The organism is Pseudomonas sp. DR208, from assembly GCF_019823005.1.
Taxonomy (GTDB): Bacteria; Pseudomonadota; Gammaproteobacteria; order Pseudomonadales; family Pseudomonadaceae; genus Aquipseudomonas; species Aquipseudomonas extremorientalis.
Map to the genome: position 1 here is coordinate 2864463 of NZ_CP081944.1, position 17774 is coordinate 2882236.

Annotated in this window: 19 protein-coding genes; 10 read left to right on the forward strand and 9 right to left on the reverse strand. The window is 60.5% G+C overall.

Annotated features, from left to right (window positions below; translation table 11 throughout):
* The first annotated feature begins 116 nt into the window (after nucleotides 1-116).
* A complete protein-coding gene (gene icd, locus K5K89_RS13025) occupies nucleotides 117-1373 on the forward strand; it encodes an NADP-dependent isocitrate dehydrogenase (RefSeq protein WP_028616796.1) in 1257 nt (418 codons plus the stop codon).
* A 76-nt stretch (nucleotides 1374-1449) separates the two neighbouring features.
* Here icd and cspD read toward each other — a convergent pair whose 3' ends face one another.
* On the reverse strand, nucleotides 1450-1716 hold the full coding sequence (gene cspD / locus K5K89_RS13030; RefSeq protein ID WP_222541562.1) for a cold shock domain-containing protein CspD: 267 nt from the start codon (nucleotides 1714-1716) through the stop codon (nucleotides 1450-1452).
* Between the two features lie 218 nt (nucleotides 1717-1934).
* Here cspD and clpS point away from each other — a divergent pair, with 218 nt between their 5' ends.
* Nucleotides 1935-2303: an ATP-dependent Clp protease adapter ClpS gene (gene clpS / locus K5K89_RS13035; protein ID WP_071491895.1), complete on the forward strand. Its 369-nt coding sequence runs from the start codon at nucleotides 1935-1937 to the stop codon at nucleotides 2301-2303.
* 29 nt (nucleotides 2304-2332) lie between these two features.
* Nucleotides 2333-4603 (forward strand): ATP-dependent Clp protease ATP-binding subunit ClpA, encoded by a 2271-nt coding sequence (gene clpA / locus K5K89_RS13040; protein ID WP_071491894.1) that lies wholly within the window; start codon nucleotides 2333-2335, stop codon nucleotides 4601-4603.
* A 258-nt stretch (nucleotides 4604-4861) separates the two neighbouring features.
* Here clpA and infA read toward each other — a convergent pair whose 3' ends face one another.
* The 3 genes from infA to aat all read right to left on the reverse strand — a co-directional run bounded on the left by infA (nucleotide 4862) and on the right by aat (nucleotide 6624).
* Nucleotides 4862-5080: a translation initiation factor IF-1 gene (gene infA / locus K5K89_RS13045; protein WP_002553999.1), complete on the reverse strand. Its 219-nt coding sequence runs from the start codon at nucleotides 5078-5080 to the stop codon at nucleotides 4862-4864.
* Nucleotides 5081-5180: 100 nt separating this feature from the next.
* Nucleotides 5181-5888: an arginyltransferase gene (locus K5K89_RS13050; RefSeq protein ID WP_071491893.1), complete on the reverse strand. Its 708-nt coding sequence runs from the start codon at nucleotides 5886-5888 to the stop codon at nucleotides 5181-5183.
* Between the two features lie 55 nt (nucleotides 5889-5943).
* Nucleotides 5944-6624 (reverse strand): leucyl/phenylalanyl-tRNA--protein transferase, encoded by a 681-nt coding sequence (aat, locus tag K5K89_RS13055; RefSeq protein ID WP_071491892.1) that lies wholly within the window; start codon nucleotides 6622-6624, stop codon nucleotides 5944-5946.
* A 282-nt stretch (nucleotides 6625-6906) separates the two neighbouring features.
* On the opposite strand from aat, the gene K5K89_RS13060 reads away from it, so the two are divergent.
* The 7 genes from K5K89_RS13060 to cysG are packed head-to-tail and all read left to right on the forward strand — an operon-like array spanning nucleotide 6907 to nucleotide 14626.
* Nucleotides 6907-7149, forward strand: coding sequence for a hypothetical protein (locus K5K89_RS13060; protein WP_139212897.1), 243 nt, complete (start codon nucleotides 6907-6909; stop codon nucleotides 7147-7149).
* Nucleotides 7124-9532 (forward strand): DNA translocase FtsK, encoded by a 2409-nt coding sequence (locus K5K89_RS13065; RefSeq protein WP_071491891.1) that lies wholly within the window; start codon nucleotides 7124-7126, stop codon nucleotides 9530-9532. The genes K5K89_RS13060 and K5K89_RS13065 overlap by 26 nt, the downstream gene beginning before the upstream one ends.
* Nucleotides 9533-9586: 54 nt before the next feature.
* A complete protein-coding gene (lolA, locus tag K5K89_RS13070; RefSeq protein ID WP_071491890.1) occupies nucleotides 9587-10210 on the forward strand; it encodes an outer membrane lipoprotein chaperone LolA in 624 nt (207 codons plus the stop codon).
* A 27-nt stretch (nucleotides 10211-10237) separates the two neighbouring features.
* A complete protein-coding gene (locus K5K89_RS13075; protein WP_071491889.1) occupies nucleotides 10238-11560 on the forward strand; it encodes a replication-associated recombination protein A in 1323 nt (440 codons plus the stop codon).
* Complete coding sequence (gene crcB / locus K5K89_RS13080) at nucleotides 11560-11934, forward strand: fluoride efflux transporter CrcB (protein WP_071491888.1); 375 nt, start codon at nucleotides 11560-11562, stop codon at nucleotides 11932-11934. The genes K5K89_RS13075 and crcB overlap by 1 nt, the downstream gene beginning before the upstream one ends.
* Before the next feature lie 16 nt (nucleotides 11935-11950).
* On the forward strand, nucleotides 11951-13231 hold the full coding sequence (serS, locus tag K5K89_RS13085) for a serine--tRNA ligase (protein ID WP_222541563.1): 1281 nt from the start codon (nucleotides 11951-11953) through the stop codon (nucleotides 13229-13231).
* Nucleotides 13232-14626 carry a siroheme synthase CysG gene (gene cysG, locus K5K89_RS13090; protein WP_222541564.1) on the forward strand — a complete coding sequence of 465 codons (1395 nt, stop codon included), beginning with the start codon at nucleotides 13232-13234 and terminating at the stop codon, nucleotides 14624-14626.
* Between the two features lie 105 nt (nucleotides 14627-14731).
* On the opposite strand, the gene K5K89_RS13095 is transcribed toward cysG, so the two are convergent.
* From K5K89_RS13095 to tusC, 5 genes are all read right to left on the reverse strand, one after another.
* A complete protein-coding gene (locus tag K5K89_RS13095) occupies nucleotides 14732-15727 on the reverse strand; it encodes a glutathione S-transferase family protein (RefSeq protein ID WP_222541565.1) in 996 nt (331 codons plus the stop codon).
* Between the two features lie 88 nt (nucleotides 15728-15815).
* Entirely contained in the window at nucleotides 15816-16817 is a 1002-nt protein-coding gene (locus K5K89_RS13100) for a glycosyl transferase family protein (RefSeq protein ID WP_222541566.1), read from the reverse strand.
* On the reverse strand, nucleotides 16814-17149 hold the full coding sequence (locus K5K89_RS13105) for a TusE/DsrC/DsvC family sulfur relay protein (RefSeq protein ID WP_093123803.1): 336 nt from the start codon (nucleotides 17147-17149) through the stop codon (nucleotides 16814-16816). Before K5K89_RS13105 ends, K5K89_RS13100 begins: the two co-directional genes overlap by 4 nt.
* Nucleotides 17146-17424 carry a sulfurtransferase complex subunit TusB gene (gene tusB, locus K5K89_RS13110; protein ID WP_071491882.1) on the reverse strand — a complete coding sequence of 93 codons (279 nt, stop codon included), beginning with the start codon at nucleotides 17422-17424 and terminating at the stop codon, nucleotides 17146-17148. Before tusB ends, K5K89_RS13105 begins: the two co-directional genes overlap by 4 nt.
* Entirely contained in the window at nucleotides 17424-17774 is a 351-nt protein-coding gene (gene tusC / locus K5K89_RS13115; protein ID WP_071491881.1) for a sulfurtransferase complex subunit TusC, read from the reverse strand. Before tusC ends, tusB begins: the two co-directional genes overlap by 1 nt.

Here is a 17774-nt window from a genome sequence, read left to right on the forward strand (position 1 = left end):
AGGCGACAAATTATGCTGTTTTCGATGCAAATGAGCATGGCGCGAGGTTTCAGTCGCCATTTATCTGGAGTAGGCTCGAACGCAGCCAGATGTTCAATCCATAGATGGAGTTCAGCATGGGATACAAGAAGATTCAGGTTCCGGCAGTCGGCGACAAAATCACCGTCAATGCAGACCATTCTCTCAATGTTCCTGACCAACCGATCATCCCTTACATTGAAGGTGACGGTATCGGTGTCGACATCAGCCCGGTGATGATCAAGGTAGTCGACGCCGCTGTTGAAAAGGCCTACGGCGGCAAGCGCAAGATCTCCTGGATGGAGGTTTATGCTGGCGAGAAAGCAACTCAAGTCTACGACCAGGACACCTGGCTGCCCCAGGAAACCCTGGATGCGGTCAAGGATTACGTGGTCTCCATCAAGGGCCCGCTGACCACCCCGGTGGGTGGCGGCATCCGTTCGCTGAACGTGGCCCTGCGCCAGCAACTCGACCTGTATGTGTGCCTGCGCCCAGTGCGCTGGTTCGAAGGCGTGCCCAGCCCGGTCAAGAAGCCTGGCGACGTGGACATGACGATCTTCCGGGAAAACTCCGAAGATATTTACGCCGGTATCGAGTGGAAGGCAGGTTCGCCTGAAGCGATCAAGGTGATCAAGTTCCTCAAGGAAGAAATGGGCGTGACCAAGATCCGTTTCGACCAGGATTGCGGAATTGGCGTGAAGCCGGTCTCGAAGGAGGGTACCAAGCGCCTGGCGCGCAAAGCCCTGCAATATGTAGTGGATAACGACCGCGACTCGCTGACCATCGTGCACAAAGGCAACATCATGAAGTTCACCGAAGGTGCCTTCAAGGAATGGGCCTATGAGGTGGCGGCTGAAGAATTTGGTGCGACGCTGCTGGATGGCGGTCCATGGATGCAGTTCAAGAACCCCAAGACTGGCAAGAATGTGGTGGTCAAGGATGCTATCGCCGACGCCATGCTCCAGCAGATCCTGTTGCGTCCGGCTGAGTATGATGTGATCGCCACCCTCAACCTGAACGGCGACTACCTGTCTGATGCCCTGGCGGCGGAGGTGGGGGGGATCGGTATTGCGCCGGGTGCCAACCTTTCGGATACCGTGGCGATGTTCGAGGCGACCCACGGTACTGCGCCGAAGTATGCGGGCAAGGATCAGGTCAACCCGGGTTCGCTGATTCTGTCGGCAGAGATGATGCTGCGCCACATGGGCTGGACCGAGGCGGCGGATTTGATCATCAAGGGCACTAATGGCGCGATTTCTGCCAAGACTGTGACTTATGACTTCGAGCGTCTGATGGACGGCGCCACGCTGGTGTCTTCGTCTGGCTTCGGTGATGCGCTGATCTCGCACATGTAAGCGACAGGGGTAAGAAAACCGGCCACACCGTAAACGGGATGGCCGGTTTTTTATTGGGCGCCTGCTCGGTGGCTGATCAGGCTAATTGCTCTTTTGATTTTTGAGCGACGCCCTCTCTGGCTGTGCCGATGGTGACTGGCGCACTGATTTCGACCGCGTGCTTGCCTTTGGGCCCCTGAATAATGTCAAAGGAGACCGGCTGCCCAGCTTTCAGCGTTTTATAACCGTCCATTTTGATCGCTGAGTAATGCGCAAAAAGGTCTTCATCCTTGCCGTCTTCAATAATGAAGCCGTACCCTTTGGCATTGTTGAACCACTTGACCTTACCGCTTGCCATGCCCATATCCCTCTGCACCAGACTCCATCACTGGAGTATCATCCAGTTTATCCGTCCTAACCCGAATAAATAAGGTTGACTGCGCGGACCTTTTTTACCCACTGTGGGTTCTATTGGTTGTAACACCGTTTCGCCGATAGTCAAGGCGACCAGTCGGTCAGAGTTGAAATTCTGACAGGTCGCCCCCACCACTGTATTTGAACCACTGACGAACCTTTCTTTCCATGCATGCAAACAGCCAGATTCGACTAACATTCAATCAGGATCGACCGGATCAGCAACATGATGACGACGGTTCTGCAGGCATTGCTGTTCAGGAGGCCAAGCCTGCTCTACAGGCGCCGCCGATGTACAAGGTGGTTTTGTTCAATGATGACTACACACCGATGGATTTCGTGGTCGAAGTGCTCGAGGTGTTTTTTAACCTGAACCGCGAGTTGGCGACCAAGGTAATGCTGGCCGTTCACACAGAAGGACGGGCAGTATGTGGAGTGTTTACCCGCGACATCGCCGAGACAAAGGCCATGCAGGTCAACCAGTACGCCAGGGAAAGCCAGCATCCGCTACTCTGTGAAATCGAGAAGGACGGTTAACGCCGACCACTTGGGTATGAGGTGAAGCTATGTTAAACCGCGAGCTCGAAGTCACCCTCAATCTTGCCTTCAAGGAGGCTCGTTCGAAGCGTCATGAGTTCATGACCGTCGAACACCTGCTGCTGGCACTTTTGGATAACGAAGCTGCCGCCACCGTTCTACGTGCGTGCGGCGCCAACCTCGACAAACTCAAGCATGACCTGCAGGAGTTTATCGACTCCACAACGCCACTTATTCCAGTCCACGATGAAGACCGTGAGACCCAGCCAACCCTGGGCTTCCAGCGGGTGCTTCAGCGTGCCGTGTTCCATGTTCAGAGCTCCGGTAAGCGTGAAGTCACGGGCGCCAATGTGCTGGTGGCGATTTTCAGCGAACAGGAAAGCCAGGCAGTGTTCCTGCTCAAACAGCAGAGCGTTGCCCGTATCGATGTCGTCAACTACATCGCCCACGGTATCTCCAAGGTGCCCGGGCACGGCGATCATTCCGAGGGTGAGCAGGATATGCAGGACGACGAGGGCGGTGAGTCTTCTTCTTCGGGCAATCCACTGGATGCCTATGCCAGTAACCTCAACGAACTGGCGCGCCAGGGGCGGATCGATCCGCTGGTGGGGCGTGAGCTCGAGGTTGAGCGTGTCGCGCAAATCCTCGCGCGTCGTCGCAAGAACAACCCGTTGCTGGTGGGCGAGGCAGGCGTGGGTAAAACCGCGATTGCCGAAGGCCTGGCCAAGCGCATCGTGGATAACCAGGTGCCGGACCTGCTGGCCAACAGCGTCGTCTACTCCCTTGACCTGGGCGCCTTGCTCGCCGGGACCAAGTACCGTGGCGACTTCGAGAAGCGCTTCAAGGCGCTGCTCGGTGAGCTGAAAAAACGCCCGCAGGCGATCCTGTTCATCGACGAAATCCACACCATCATTGGTGCCGGTGCGGCCTCCGGTGGGGTGATGGATGCCTCCAACCTGCTCAAGCCGCTGCTGTCGTCGGGTGATATACGCTGCATCGGCTCGACCACGTTCCAGGAATTCCGTGGCATCTTCGAGAAAGACCGTGCCCTGGCACGTCGCTTCCAGAAGGTCGACGTGTCCGAACCTTCGGTAGAGGACACCATCGGCATCCTGCGCGGGCTCAAGGGGCGCTTCGAGGCGCACCATGGCATCGAGTACACCGATGAAGCACTGCGTTCAGCCGCTGAGCTGGCGTCGCGCTACATCAATGACCGGCACATGCCGGACAAGGCCATCGACGTAATCGACGAGGCCGGTGCCTACCAGCGTCTGCAGCCGGTCGAGAAGCGTGTAAAACGCATCGACGTGCCGCAGGTCGAGGATATTGTGGCGAAGATCGCGCGGATTCCGCCAAAACACGTCACCAGTTCCGACAAGGAGCTGCTGCGTAACCTGGAGCGCGACCTCAAGCTGACCGTGTTCGGTCAGGATGCGGCCATCGACTCGCTGTCCACCGCGATCAAGCTGTCGCGTGCAGGCCTCAAGTCGCCGGACAAGCCGGTTGGTTCGTTCCTGTTTGCCGGCCCGACCGGTGTCGGCAAGACCGAAGCGGCCCGGCAACTGGCCAAGGCCATGGGTATCGAGCTGGTGCGGTTCGACATGTCCGAATACATGGAGCGTCACACCGTGTCGCGCCTGATCGGCGCGCCTCCGGGTTATGTCGGTTTCGACCAGGGCGGCCTGTTGACCGAGGCGATCACCAAGCAACCGCATTGCGTGCTGCTGCTCGATGAAATCGAGAAGGCCCACCCTGAAGTCTTCAACCTGCTGCTGCAGGTGATGGATCACGGGACCCTGACCGACAACAACGGGCGCAAGGCGGATTTCCGCAACGTGATCGTGATCATGACCACCAACGCCGGTGCCGAAACGGCCGCGCGGGCTTCCATTGGCTTCGCGCACCAGGATCACTCGTCCGATGCGATGGAGGTCATCAAGAAGAGCTTCACGCCGGAGTTCCGCAACCGCCTGGACACCATTATCCAGTTTGGTCGCCTCAGCCATGAGGTCATCAAGAGCGTGGTGGACAAGTTCCTCACCGAGCTCCAGGCGCAGTTGGAAGACAAGCGCGTGCAGCTGGAGGTCACGGACGCGGCGCGCAGCTGGCTGGCCGAAGGCGGCTACGATGCGGCAATGGGCGCACGCCCAATGGCGCGTCTGATCCAGGACAAGATCAAGCGGCCGCTGGCCGAAGAGATCCTGTTTGGCGAGCTTTCCGACCATGGTGGCGTGGTACACATCGACCTGAAGGATGGCGAGCTGACCTTCGAGTTCGAAACCACGGCTGAAATGGCCTGATAGCTGACCGCAACAAAGCAAAAGGCGCCGAAAGGCGCCTTTTTGCTACCTGGATAAACGGGTGGGTCGCTATCTGTCGACCGGTGAAGATCAACTGTGGGAGCTGGCTTGCCTGCGATAGCGGTGGACCAGCCAAGCATGCAGTCACTGACAGACCGCTATCGCAGGCAAGCCGCCCCCTGCAGGGTCAAGTGGCGACTGTTAAATGGCGCACACACAAAAACGCCCGGCATAACCGGGCGTTTTGTATTGACTTGCTTAGCGAGCGCGGTAAGTGATGCGCCCTTTGCTCAAGTCATAGGGCGTCAGCTCGACGCGCACTTTGTCACCGGTAAGAATACGAATGTAGTTCTTGCGCATCTTGCCGGAGATATGCGCGGTTACGACGTGCCCATTTTCCAACTCCACACGAAACATGGTGTTGGGCAGGGTGTCGACGACAGTGCCTTCCATTTCGAAGCTGTCTTCTTTCGACATGCAGTAAAGCCCTCGGTATCCAGTGAATGGCCCGGTGCAACTGCGCCAGGCAAAAGCGGCGTGCATTGTGCCCGAAAAAGGGTGTTCAAGCCAAGGGGTTCTAGTTAAGCACGACCCATCTTTGATTAATCAGCAGTTCAATGGGCCGATATTGGGTCTTGTAGTTCATCTTTTTGCAGTTCTTGATCCAGTAGCCGAGGTACACCGCCTCCAGTTCCTGGCGCAAGGCTTCGCCAATTTGCCAGAGGATCGCAAAGCGTCCCAGGCTGCGGCGTTCTTCGGCGGGTTCATAGAAGGTGTAGACCGCCGACAGGCCGTTAGGCAACAGATCGGTCACCGCGACAGCCACCAGCCGACCGTCCGCACGAAATTCGTAGAAGCGCGAGAAGGGCAGGTCGCGGACCAGGAATGTGGAAAACTGATCGCGGCTGGGCGGGAACATATCGCCGTCAGCGTGGCGTTGCTCGATGTAGCGCTGGTAAAGGTCGAAATATTCTTCGGTGAAGCGCGGCTTGGCCGACGTCACCGTCAGGTCGGCGTTGCGTTTGAGGATGCGTTTCTGGTTGCGGTCCGGTAGAAACTGCGCAACGGGGATGCGTGCGGGCACGCAGGCATTACAGTTCTGGCAATGCGGCCGGTACAGATGATCGCCACTGCGCCGAAACCCCATCTCCGACAGGTCGGCATACACATGCACGTCCATAGGCTGGCTGGGGTCGAGGAACAGCGTGGTGGCCTGCTCGTCGGGCAGATAGCTGCAAGAGTGGGGTTGAGTGGCATAAAACTTCAAACGCGCCAACTCGGTCATGATCAACCCTCGGATAAGCTTTGAAATAAGTGTAAGCCAGGAGCGCGGATGTCGCCTAGGAAACCCACGGTCCGGCGTTGGGCTGGTCCAGATGGTCGTGCAGGAACCCTGCGAAGTCGCTGCGGGATATGGCGCGGGCACCCAGGCTGTGCAGGTGATCGTTGGGCATCTGGCAGTCGATCAGCACAAAGCCCCAGGCCTGCAATTGATGGGTCAGCGTGGCAAAGCCGAATTTCGAAGCGTTGTCGGCGCGGCTGAACATGGACTCACCAAAAAACAGCTGGCCCATTGCGAGGCCGTAGAGGCCGCCTACCAGTTCACCCTTGTCCCAGACCTCCACCGAATGCGCGTAGCCGCGCTGGTGCAGTTCCAGGTAGGCGCTCTGGATGCCTTCGGTGATCCAGGTGCCATCGGCATAGGCGCGTGGCGCCGCGCAGGCCTGGATAACGGCGGCGAAGTCCTGGTCGAAGGTCACGCTGTAGCGCTGTTGGCGCAACAGTTTGCCCAGGCTGCGCGATACATGCAGTTCGTCGGGGAATATCACGGTGCGTGGGTCGGGCGACCACCAGAGGATCGGTTGGCCCTCTGAAAACCAGGGGAAGCAGCCGTGACGGTAGGCTTGGATCAGCCGTTCGGCGCTGAGATCACCGCCGGCGGCGAGCAAGCCATTGGGTTCGCGCATGGCCTTGGCCAGTGGGGGGAAAGTCAGTGAATCGCGTTGTAACCAGGTCAGCATGGCATCCAGGCTTTACGGAAGGGGAGGGGAGTGGCAGGAATGACACCTGCGGCGGCAGTGCTGATTATTGTCGACCTGGCGCCATCGGACCAGCCCGAATCGGGCATTAAGGTGGATTAGCGTGAGCAGGTGTTTCTGCAACTCTATGCCGGGGGCGTGGTCGTAATCGGGTCTGTTCCATGCAGGCCATTTGCCAAGCTTGCCTTGATTGGTAAAAACAGCTCATAAGCCTTTGTCAGCAAAGACAATGCATGCTCAAATTGAACATCTTGTGACACACAATTGGCTATGCTGCTGGAAGAGCGCCAAGCGGCGTGGCATCAGGGACACAAACCCGTACAATGCGGCCATTGTGGCGTTATCGTCATTTCATCCAGCAATAGTCCGGTGTTAAACAGTAGATTCAACGACGCTCGTTCATTTTTCAGCTGCTCGGATTGGGCAGTATTTGCAGTCATTCAACAGATGGACGCGCTAAAGGCGCAGGAAAAGACCCGTTTTGAAGAAATCCGCCGCAACACCTAAAGCAGCAGTCGTGCCGGCCTGGCGCCAGCACCTGCATTATCGCCTCAAGGAAGGTGCGCTGATCGCGATCGGCGCGCTGTGCCTGTTCCTGATGATGGCCTTGCTGACCTATGGCAAGGACGATCCGGGCTGGAGCCACAACAGCAAGATCGAAGACGTGCAGAACTTCGGTGGCCCTGCCGGTTCCTACAGCGCCGATATCCTGTTCATGGTGCTGGGTTACTTCGCCTATATCTTCCCGTTGCTGCTGGCGATCAAGACCTGGCAGATCTTCCGCCAGCGCCATGAGCCGTGGCAGTGGAGCGGCTGGCTGTTCTCCTGGCGCCTGATCGGCCTGGTGTTCCTGGTGTTGTCCGGCGCGGCGCTGGCGCATATCCATTTCCATGCACCCACCGGCCTGCCTGCCGGTGCGGGCGGTGCGCTGGGCGAGAGCCTTGGCGACCTGGCGCGCAGGACCCTGAATATCCAGGGCAGCACCCTGATGTTCATCGCACTGTTCCTCTTTGGCCTCACCGTGTTCACCGACCTGTCCTGGTTCAAGGTGATGGACGTGACCGGCAAGATCACCCTCGACCTGCTGGAGCTGTTCCAGGGCGCCGCCAATCGCTGGTGGGCGGCCCGTGTCGACCGCAAGCGCATGGTCGCCCAACTGCGTGAGGTCGACACCCGTGTCAACGAAGTGGTGGCCCCGAGTACACCGGACCGGCGTGAGCAGGCCAAGGTCAAGGAACGCCTGATCGAACGCGAACAGGCCTTGAGCAAGCACATGTCGGACCGCGAGAAGCAGGTGCCGCCAGTGATTGCTCCCGCGCCGCCCAAGCCGGCCGAACCAAGCCATCGCGTACAGAAAGAGAAACAGGCGCCGTTGTTCATCGACAGCGCCGTCGAAGGCACCTTGCCGCCGATCTCGATCCTCGACCCGGCCGAAAAGAAACAACTCAACTATTCGCCGGAGTCCCTGGCGGCCGTCGGCCACCTGCTGGAAATCAAGCTCAAGGAATTCGGCGTCGAAGTCTCGGTGGACTCCATCCATCCCGGCCCGGTGATCACCCGTTACGAAATCCAGCCGGCCGCCGGTGTGAAGGTCAGCCGCATCGCCAACCTGGCGAAAGACCTGGCCCGCTCCCTGGCCGTGACCAGCGTGCGCGTGGTGGAAGTCATTCCCGGCAAGACCACCGTGGGTATCGAGATTCCCAACGAAGACCGCCAGATCGTGCGCTTCTCCGAAGTGCTGTCGACGCCCGAGTACGACAACTTCAAGTCGCCGGTCACCCTGGCCCTGGGCCATGACATCGGTGGCAAGCCGGTGATCACCGACCTGGCGAAGATGCCCCACCTGCTGGTCGCCGGTACCACCGGTTCCGGTAAGTCGGTGGGGGTGAACGCGATGATCCTGTCGATCCTGTTCAAGTCCGGCCCGGAAGACGCCAAACTGATCATGATCGACCCGAAGATGTTGGAACTGTCGATCTACGAAGGCATTCCACACCTGCTGTGCCCGGTGGTCACCGACATGAAGGACGCCGCCAACGCCCTGCGCTGGAGCGTTGCCGAGATGGAGCGCCGCTACAAGCTGATGGCGAAGATGGGCGTGCGTAACCTGTCGGGCTTCAACGCCAAGATCAAGGAAGCCCAGGAACGCGGCGAGACCATCGACGATCCGTTGTACCGGCGCGAAAGCATTCACGACGAAGCGCCAAAGCTGACCAAGCTGCCGACCATTGTGGTGGTGGTCGACGAATTCGCCGACATGATGATGATTGTCGGCAAGAAGGTTGAAGAGCTGATCGCGCGTATCGCCCAGAAGGCCCGTGCCGCCGGTATTCACTTGATCCTTGCCACCCAGCGGCCGTCGGTGGACGTGATCACCGGCCTGATCAAGGCCAACATCCCGACGCGCATGGCGTTCCAGGTGTCGAGCAAGATCGACTCGCGGACCATCATCGACCAGGGCGGCGCCGAACAACTGCTCGGCCACGGCGACATGCTCTACATGCCGCCGGGCACCAGCCTGCCGATCCGGGTGCACGGCGCCTTTGTTTCCGACGATGAAGTGCATCGTGTGGTGGAAGCCTGGAAACTGCGCGGCGCACCGGAGTACAACGATGACATCCTCGCCGGTGTGGAAGAAGCCGGCAGCGGCTTCGATGGCGGCAGCGGCGGTGGCGACGATGATGCCGAGACCGATGCGCTGTACGATGAAGCCGTGGCGTTCGTGCTCGAAAGCCGTCGAGCCTCGATTTCCGCGGTGCAACGCAAGCTGAAAATCGGCTACAACCGTGCCGCTCGTATGATCGAAGCCATGGAAAACGCTGGCGTCGTGACCGCAATGAACACCAACGGCTCGCGTGAAGTCATTGCCCCCGGGCAGATGCGCGACTGATCCCGCGCCGCGTGACAGCACGCGGCGCGTCCTGACTACTCAATGAGGACTCCCATGCGCTTTATCCGCATGCTGTTGTTGCCGGCACTGGCCCTGACTGCTGTTTCGGCGCACGCTGACCCGGCCTCCGTCGCCAGCCTGAAGAATCTGCTCGACAAATCCCAGACCCTGACCGCGCGCTTCTCCCAGTTGACCCTGGATGCCGGCGGTACCCAGTTGCAGGAAACCGCCGGCGAAATGGCCGTGCAGCGTCCTGGCCTGTTCTACTGGCACACCGAGGGCAAGGCCGAGCAGACCATCGTGTCCGATGGCCAAAAGGTCACCCTGTGGGACCCTGACCTGGAACAGGCGACCATCAAGAAGCTCGACCCGCGCCTGAACCAGACCCCGGCGCTGTTGCTCTCAGGTGACGTGTCGAAGATCAACGACAGCTTCGACATCACGTCCAAGCAGACCAGCAACGTGATCGAATTCACCCTCAAGCCGAAATCCAAGGACACGCTGTTTGACACCCTGTCCTTGTCGTTCGGTAACGGCGTGATCAACAACATGCGCCTGATCGACAGCGTCGGCCAGCGCACCGATATCCTGTTCTCCGGGGTCAAGGCCAACCAGCCGGTACCGGCGTCCAAGTTCAAGTTCGACATCCCCAAGGGTGCCGACGTGATCCAGGAATAAATTCCCCAGAGGTTTCAAACGCTGCCCATGGACCTGTTTCGAAGTGACCCGATTGCCCAGCCACTGGCCGCACGCCTGCGTTCGACCAACCTGGATGAGTACGTCGGTCAGGAACACCTGCTCGCTCGCGGCAAGCCCCTGCGTGAAGCCCTGGAGCAGGGTGCGCTGCACTCGATGATTTTCTGGGGGCCGCCTGGGGTGGGCAAGACCACCCTGGCGCGGCTCTTGGCAAAAGTCTCCGATGCACACTTCGAAACGGTCTCGGCGGTACTCGCCGGGGTCAAGGAGATCCGCCAGGCGGTGGAAGTCGCCAAGCAGCAGGCGGGGCAGTACGGCAAGCGCACCATCCTGTTCGTCGACGAAGTGCACCGTTTCAACAAGTCGCAGCAGGATGCGTTCCTGCCCTATGTGGAAGACGGCACGCTGATCTTCATCGGCGCCACCACCGAAAACCCTTCGTTCGAGCTCAACAACGCCTTGCTGTCGCGGGCGCGGGTCTATGTGCTCAAAAGCCTGGACGAGGCGGCGATGCAGAAGCTGCTGCAGCGCGCCTTGAACGAAGACAAGGGCTTGGGCAAGCGCCAACTGAGCGTGAGCGAAGAGGGCTTCAAGATCCTGCTGACGGCTGCCGATGGCGATGGTCGTCGTTTCCTCAACCTGTTGGAAAACGCTTCCGACCTGGCCGAAGACGGCGGTGAGATTGGCGTCGACCTCTTGCAAAGCCTGCTCGGCGACACGCGCCGCCGCTTCGACAAGGGCGGCGAGGCCTTCTACGACCAGATCTCGGCACTGCACAAATCCGTGCGCGGCTCCAACCCCGACGGTGCGCTGTACTGGTTTGCACGCATGATCGATGGCGGTTGCGACCCGCTGTACCTCGCCCGCCGCGTGGTGCGCATGGCCAGCGAAGACATCGGCAACGCCGACCCGCGTGCACTGAGCCTGTGCCTGGCGGCATGGGACGTACAGGAACGCCTCGGCAGCCCGGAAGGCGAGTTGGCGGTGGCCCAGGCCATCACCTACCTGGCCTGCGCGCCAAAAAGCAACGCGGTGTACATGGGCTTCAAGTCCGCATTGCGCGCCGCCGCCGAATATGGCTCGCTCGAAGTGCCGATGCACCTGCGCAACGCGCCGACCAAGCTGATGAAGCAGCTGGGTTATGGCGATGAATACCGTTACGCCCACGATGAGCCGGATGCTTACGCGGCCGGTGAAGACTATTTTCCCGATGAGCTTGAACCGTTGCCGCTCTATCAGCCGGTGCCCCGTGGCCTGGAGCTGAAGATCGGCGAAAAGCTCAATCACCTCGCGCAACTCGATCGACTCAGCCCCAGACAGCGGAGAAAGTAGTGTTCAAGACGATTCTTGCCGTGTCCGCAGCCGGCATCGCTGGTACATTATTGCGTTTCGCCACCGGCACCTGGGTCAGCGCCAACTGGCCCAGGCATTTTTACGCGGCGACCCTGGCGGTCAACCTGGTGGGCTGCCTGATCATCGGGCTGTTGTACGGCTGGTTCCTGTTGCGCCCGGAAGTACCGATTGAAATTCGCGCCGGCTTGATTGTCGGCTTTGTAGGCGGTCTGACGACCTTTTCATCCTTTTCACTGGATACGCTGCGCCTGCTGGAAAGCGGGCAGGCCCTGATAGCCTTCGGGTACCTGGGCATCAGCGTATTCGGCGGGCTGCTCGCTACCTGGGCCGGCCTGTCCTTGACCAAACTTTGATAAACGAGAGACCGACATGCTCGATTCCAAACTGTTACGTAGCAACCTTCAGGACGTAGCGGACCGCCTGGCATCCCGTGGCTTTGCCTTGGATGTTGCGCGCATCGAAGCGCTGGAAGAACAGCGCAAGACCGTCCAGACCCGCACCGAAGCACTGCAGGCTGAGCGTAATGCGCGTTCCAAATCCATCGGTCAGGCCAAGCAGCGCGGCGAAGACATCGCACCGTTGATGGCGGATGTCGAGCGCATGGGCACCGAGCTGTCCGAGGGTAAAGTCGAGCTGGAAAAAATCCAGTCCGAGCTGGATTCGATCCTGCTGGGCATCCCCAACATCCCCCACGAATCGGTGCCGATCGGCGCAGACGAAGACGGCAACGTCGAAGTGCGTCGCTGGGGCACGCCGAAGGCCTTTGATTTCGAGATCAAGGACCACGTCGCCCTGGGCGAACTGAGTGGTGGCCTGGATTTCGAAACTGCCGCCAAGATGTCCGGCGCGCGCTTCTCTCTGTTGCGCGGCTCGGTTGCACGCCTGCACCGCGCCCTGGCGCAGTTCATGATCAACCTGCACACCGGCGAGCACGGTTACGAAGAGGCCTACACCCCGTACCTGGTGCAGGCGCCGGCGCTGATGGGCACCAGCCAGCTGCCGAAATTCGAAGAAGACCTGTTCAAGATCAGCCGCGACGGCGAAGCCGACCTGTACCTGATTCCGACCGCCGAAGTGTCGCTGACCAATATCGTCTCCGGCGAGATCCTCGACGCCAGGCAACTGCCGATCAAGTTCGTCGCCCACAGCCCGTGCTTTCGCAGTGAAGCCGGCGCATCGGGCCGCGACACTCGCGGCATGATCCGCCAGCACCAGTTCGACAAGGTCGAGATGGTGCAGATCGTCGAGCCGTCGACCTCGATGGACGCCCTGGAAGGCCTGACCGCCAACGCTGAGCGCGTCCTGCAACTGCTGGAACTGCCGTACCGCGTGCTGGCCCTGTGCACCGGTGACATGGGTTTCAGCGCCGTGAAGACCTACGACCTCGAAGTGTGGGTGCCGAGCCAGGACAAGTACCGCGAGATTTCGTCGTGCTCCAACTGCGGTGATTTCCAGGCCCGTCGCATGCAGGCGCGTTTCCGCAACCCGGAAACCGGCAAGCCGGAGCTGGTGCACACCCTCAACGGTTCCGGCCTGGCCGTAGGCCGTACCCTGGTGGCGGTGCTGGAAAACTACCAGCAGGCTGACGGTTCGATCCGCGTACCGGAAGTGCTCAAGCCTTACATGGCGGGCGTTGAGGTCATTTGCTAAATGGAATTTCTGCCGCTGTTTCATAACCTGCGCGGCAGTCGTGTGCTGGTCGTCGGTGGCGGGGAGATTGCCTTGCGCAAATCCCGGCTGCTGGCCGACGCCGGGGCGGTGCTGCGGGTGGTTGCTCCCCAGATCGAAGACCAGTTGCGTGAACTGGTACTGGGCAGTGGCGGGGAACTGATTCTGCGCGGTTATCAGGAGGCTGACCTCGACGGTTGCACCCTGATCATTGCGGCAACCGACGACGAGCCGCTGAACGCGCAAGTGTCCAGCGATGCGAAGCGCCGTTGCGTACCGGTCAATGTGGTCGATGCGCCTGCCTTGTGCAGCGTGATCTTCCCGGCGATCGTCGACCGTTCGCCCTTGGTGATCGCCGTGTCCAGCGGTGGCGACGCGCCGGTGCTGGCGCGCTTGATCCGCGCCAAGCTGGAAACCTGGATTCCATCCACTTACGGGCAGCTGGCCGGGCTGGCGGCGCGTTTTCGTGCCCAGGTCAAAGGCTTGTATCCGGATGTGCAGCAGCGGCGTGCGTTCTGGGAAGAAGTGTTCCAGGGCCCGATTGCCGACCGCCAGTTGGCCGGGCAGGGCGATGAGGCCGAGCGCTTGCTGATCGAAAAGGTCAACGGCGCGCCGCCTTATGCGCCGGGCGAGGTTTATCTGGTGGGTGCGGGTCCGGGTGATCCCGACCTGCTGACCTTCCGTGCCCTGCGCCTGATGCAGCAAGCCGATGTGGTGTTGTACGACCGTCTGGTCGCGCCCGCGATCCTCGAACTGTGTCGCCGGGATGCCGAGCGTATCTACGTCGGCAAGCGTCGCGCCGACCACGCCGTGCCACAAGACCAGATCAACCAGCAACTGGTGGACCTGGCCAAGCAGGGCAAGCGGGTGTTGCGCCTCAAGGGGGGCGATCCGTTCATCTTTGGTCGTGGTGGCGAAGAGATCGAGGAACTGGCCGCCCATGGCATTCCGTTCCAGGTGGTGCCGGGAATCACGGCAGCCAGCGGTTGCGCGGCATATGCCGGAATTCCGCTGACCCATCGCGACTATGCGCAGTCGGTACGCTTTATCACCGGGCATTTGAAGGACGGGACCTCGGACCTGCCCTGGCATGACCTGGTGGGCCCCTCACAGACCCTGGTGTTCTACATGGGCTTGATCGGCTTGCCGATCATCTGTGATCAGTTGATCAAGCACGGGCGTGCGGCGGATACCCCGGCGGCCTTGATCCAGCAGGGCACCACGTCCAACCAGCGCGTGTTCACCGGCACCCTGGCCGACTTGCCACGCATGGTGGCGGAGCATGAAGTGCATGCGCCGACACTGGTGATCGTCGGCGAAGTGGTGGTGTTGCGCGAGAAGCTGAAGTGGTTTGAGGGCGCACAGTCCCAGGTCTGAACCTTGAAAGCATCGGGGGCAAGCCCCCTCCCACATTGGACTGCATTCCAGTGTGGGAGGGGGCTTGCCCCCGATGAGGCCCTAAAAGCCAGCCAATACGTCGGATCAGTTCCACACGCCTTTGCCAATCAATTGCTTCCGATCGTGCGGTTCATCAAACCCCTGCGACGGCCCCTTCGGCACAATCCCCGTCGGGTTGATCGTGCGATGGCTGGCATAGTAATGCCCCTTGATGTGTTCGAAATCGACCGTCTCGGCCACCCCCGGCCACTGATACATCTCCCTCAACCAATTCGACAGGCTCGGGTAATCCGCAATCCTGCGCAAATTGCATTTGAAGTGGCTGTAATACACCGCATCAAAGCGAATCAGTGTGGTGAAGAGCCGTACATCCGCCTCTGTCAGGTAATCGCCGGCCAGGTAACGATGGTCGCCCAAGTGCTGTTCCAGATGATCCAGCTCGGCAAATACATCATCAAACGCGCGTTCATACGCCTGCTGTGAGGTGGCGAAGCCTGCGCGGTACACGCCGTTGTTCACCGCCGGGTAAATGCGCTCGTTCAAGGCGTCGATGGTTGCGCGCAGCGGCTCAGGGTAGAAATCCAGGGTGTTGCCGGTCAATTCATTGAAGGCGCTGTTGAACATGCGGATGATCTCCGCCGACTCATTGCTCACGATGCGCTGCAGCTTTTTGTCCCACAGCACCGGCACGGTGACGCGCCCGGTGTAATCGGCGGTGTCGGCGGTATAACGCTGGTGCATGAAGGCTAAGTCGTCGAGTTTGTCGCCGGTCGAGCCATGGGCCTTGTCGAAGGTCCAGCCATTTTCCAGCATCAACCAACTGACCACGGACACGTCGATCAGGCTTTCCAGGCCCTTGAGCTTGCGCAGGATCAGCGTGCGGTGAGCCCAGGGGCAGGCCAGGGAGACATAGAGGTGGTAGCGGCCGGCCTCGGCTGTGAAGCCGCCTTCGCCACTCGGGCCTGGCGCGCCGTCGGCGGTGACCCAGTGGCGGCGTTGCGCCTGTTCGCGCTGGAACGCGCCGTCCGCGCTACTTTCGTACCACTGGTCTTTCCAGTGCCCTTCGATCAGCAAACCCATGACTGGCTCCTTGGCTAATAAGCGTTGGAGCCCAGTCTAAAGGGATGAGTTCGAACTAAAAGCGCAAAGACCGGGGGTTAATCATCGATTAAATCGATTTGTCCCGTGCGATCCAGTATTGCCGGGCCAGTTCAAAGGCCTGCTCCCGTGGGTGACCCAGGCCACGCAGGGCCAGGGCCATGGTGGCGACCATTGCCAATTGCGGGTAGCTGTCCTCGATGTCGCCGCGCCACACGGCTTTAAAGTGTTCGGGGTCGAGGGTGGCCGGCTTGACGTGGCGTTGGGCGGAGAGGGCGGGCCATTCTTCGTCCCAGCTTTCGCCGCCGGTGGTGCCGTACAGATGGCTGAGGGTGTCGGGGTTGATCTCGACCTCGCCGCCATCGCCCTTGACCACAATCACATTGTCGCCGAGCAGGCCGCTGGCATCGCGGTGCACGCCTTGGTAACCGGGATGGAAAATGCTTTGCAGCCCCAGTCGCGCATTCAGCGGATTGAGCAGGCGCGCCAGGGAATGGATGGGCGAGCGCAAGCCCAGGGTATTGCGCAGGTCGATCATGCGTTGCAATTGCGGTGCCCAGTCACCCAGCGGGATAAAGGCCAGGTTGCCTTTTGCATAGGCAGCCTCGACCTGCTGCCAGTTGCGGCACAAGGGAATCTGCAAACCCTCCAGCAATTGCTCGGTGTACAGCCGTCCCGCCGTGTGGGCGCCGCCGCCGTGCATGAGGATGCGCACGCCGTTTTGCGCCAGGCACTTGGCCGCCAGCAGGTACCACGGCAGGTGGCGTTTCTTGCCGGCGTAGGTCGGCCAGTCGACATCCACGTTCAGTGCCGGGGCATCCAGGCGTTCGCGCACGGCTTCGGTGAAACCGGCCAGTTCTTCCGGGCTTTCTTCCTTGTGGCGCAGCAGCATCAGGAAGGCGCCGAGCTGGGTGTCCTCGACTTTTTCGTCGAGCAGCATGCCCATGGCTTCGCGGGCCTCCTTACGGGTGAGGTTGCGCGCACCGCGCTTGCCTTTGCCCAGGATGCGCACGAATGGTGCAAACGGGTGCTCGGCAGGGGGTTGAAGAGTCAGCGGGGCAAAGTCGGTCATAAGCAATTCGTCGGCCTGGGCAGGCCCGCCAGCTTGGCGGCGAGTTTGGCGGGAGTGCCGTTGAACAGTTTGTTGAGGTGCAGGCTGTTGCCTTTTTCCGGGCCCAGCTTCAAGGCGGTGTACTTGATCAGCGGGCGCGTGGCCGGGGACAGCTGGAATTCGCTGTAGAACTGGCGCAAGAGCGTGAGGATTTCCCAATGGTCCGCGGTCAACGCCAGGGGTTCGGCGGCGGCCAGGGCGTTGGCGACTTCCTCGGACCAGGCGTTCAGGTCGACCAGGTAGCCGTCCTTGTCCAGTTCCAGGGTGCGTGTGCCTACGGTCAGGGTGTTCATAGCCAGCTGTTGACCTTGTCGTAGTCGAGCGACAACTGCACGAAACCTGGGTAATCGACGCTGTCGGCCCAGTCCGGCAAGGGCAGGTTGCGCGCCTGCATGTCTTCGGCCAGCACAAACACCTTCACGCCTTTGGTTTGCAGCGCCGCGTTGTGCAGCCCATAGGCGCCGTCGCCGCAGAGCAGGATGGCGTCATTAACGCCACAGATACGCAGGCAGCTGTCCAGGCGGCTATCGGTAAACGGGGAGTGGGAAACCACATGTAGAGTCGACATCAGAGGGTTATCACCTGGTCGTAACGGTCAATCAACTGGGAGATCGCAGCGCTGTCCAGCGGCTGTGCGCTGGCGGGTGTCGTGAGGCCGCGTTCGGCCAGGCTATGGTGGCAGGCGAATACCTCGTCGATACCGAACAGGCCCAGCGCCTGCAGGTTGGCGCCGAGGTCCTTCTGCTGCACGGCCTTGGCGTCCTGATGTGGTGCCAGTTGGAACACACCGTCGTCGAGGAACAGCAGGCCGATGGGCAGATCGAAGGCACCGCCAGCCAGCACGATGTCCAGTGCTTCGCGTGCGCCCGGGCCAGACCAAGGTGCCTGGCGGCTGATCACCAATAGGGATTTGGACAT

What these genes read in the sequence shown, in the direction of transcription:
- icd (WP_028616796.1), top strand. Translation starts at nt 117, where the DNA reads ATGGGATACAAGAAGATTCAGGTTCCGGCAGTCGGCGACAAAATCACC.
- cspD (WP_222541562.1), bottom strand. Translation starts at nt 1,716, where the DNA reads ATGGGCATGGCAAGCGGTAAGGTCAAGTGGTTCAACAATGCCAAAGGG.
- clpS (WP_071491895.1), top strand. Translation starts at nt 1,935, where the DNA reads ATGCATGCAAACAGCCAGATTCGACTAACATTCAATCAGGATCGACCG.
- clpA (WP_071491894.1), top strand. Translation starts at nt 2,333, where the DNA reads ATGTTAAACCGCGAGCTCGAAGTCACCCTCAATCTTGCCTTCAAGGAG.
- infA (WP_002553999.1), bottom strand. Translation starts at nt 5,080, where the DNA reads ATGTCGAAAGAAGACAGCTTCGAAATGGAAGGCACTGTCGTCGACACC.
- K5K89_RS13050 (WP_071491893.1), bottom strand. Translation starts at nt 5,888, where the DNA reads ATGACCGAGTTGGCGCGTTTGAAGTTTTATGCCACTCAACCCCACTCT.
- aat (WP_071491892.1), bottom strand. Translation starts at nt 6,624, where the DNA reads ATGCTGACCTGGTTACAACGCGATTCACTGACTTTCCCCCCACTGGCC.
- lolA (WP_071491890.1), top strand. Translation starts at nt 9,587, where the DNA reads ATGCGCTTTATCCGCATGCTGTTGTTGCCGGCACTGGCCCTGACTGCT.
- K5K89_RS13075 (WP_071491889.1), top strand. Translation starts at nt 10,238, where the DNA reads ATGGACCTGTTTCGAAGTGACCCGATTGCCCAGCCACTGGCCGCACGC.
- serS (WP_222541563.1), top strand. Translation starts at nt 11,951, where the DNA reads ATGCTCGATTCCAAACTGTTACGTAGCAACCTTCAGGACGTAGCGGAC.
- cysG (WP_222541564.1), top strand. Translation starts at nt 13,232, where the DNA reads ATGGAATTTCTGCCGCTGTTTCATAACCTGCGCGGCAGTCGTGTGCTG.
- K5K89_RS13095 (WP_222541565.1), bottom strand. Translation starts at nt 15,727, where the DNA reads ATGGGTTTGCTGATCGAAGGGCACTGGAAAGACCAGTGGTACGAAAGT.
- K5K89_RS13100 (WP_222541566.1), bottom strand. Translation starts at nt 16,817, where the DNA reads ATGACCGACTTTGCCCCGCTGACTCTTCAACCCCCTGCCGAGCACCCG.
- K5K89_RS13105 (WP_093123803.1), bottom strand. Translation starts at nt 17,149, where the DNA reads ATGAACACCCTGACCGTAGGCACACGCACCCTGGAACTGGACAAGGAC.
- tusB (WP_071491882.1), bottom strand. Translation starts at nt 17,424, where the DNA reads ATGTCGACTCTACATGTGGTTTCCCACTCCCCGTTTACCGATAGCCGC.
- tusC (WP_071491881.1), bottom strand. Translation starts at nt 17,774, where the DNA reads ATGTCCAAATCCCTATTGGTGATCAGCCGCCAGGCACCTTGGTCTGGC.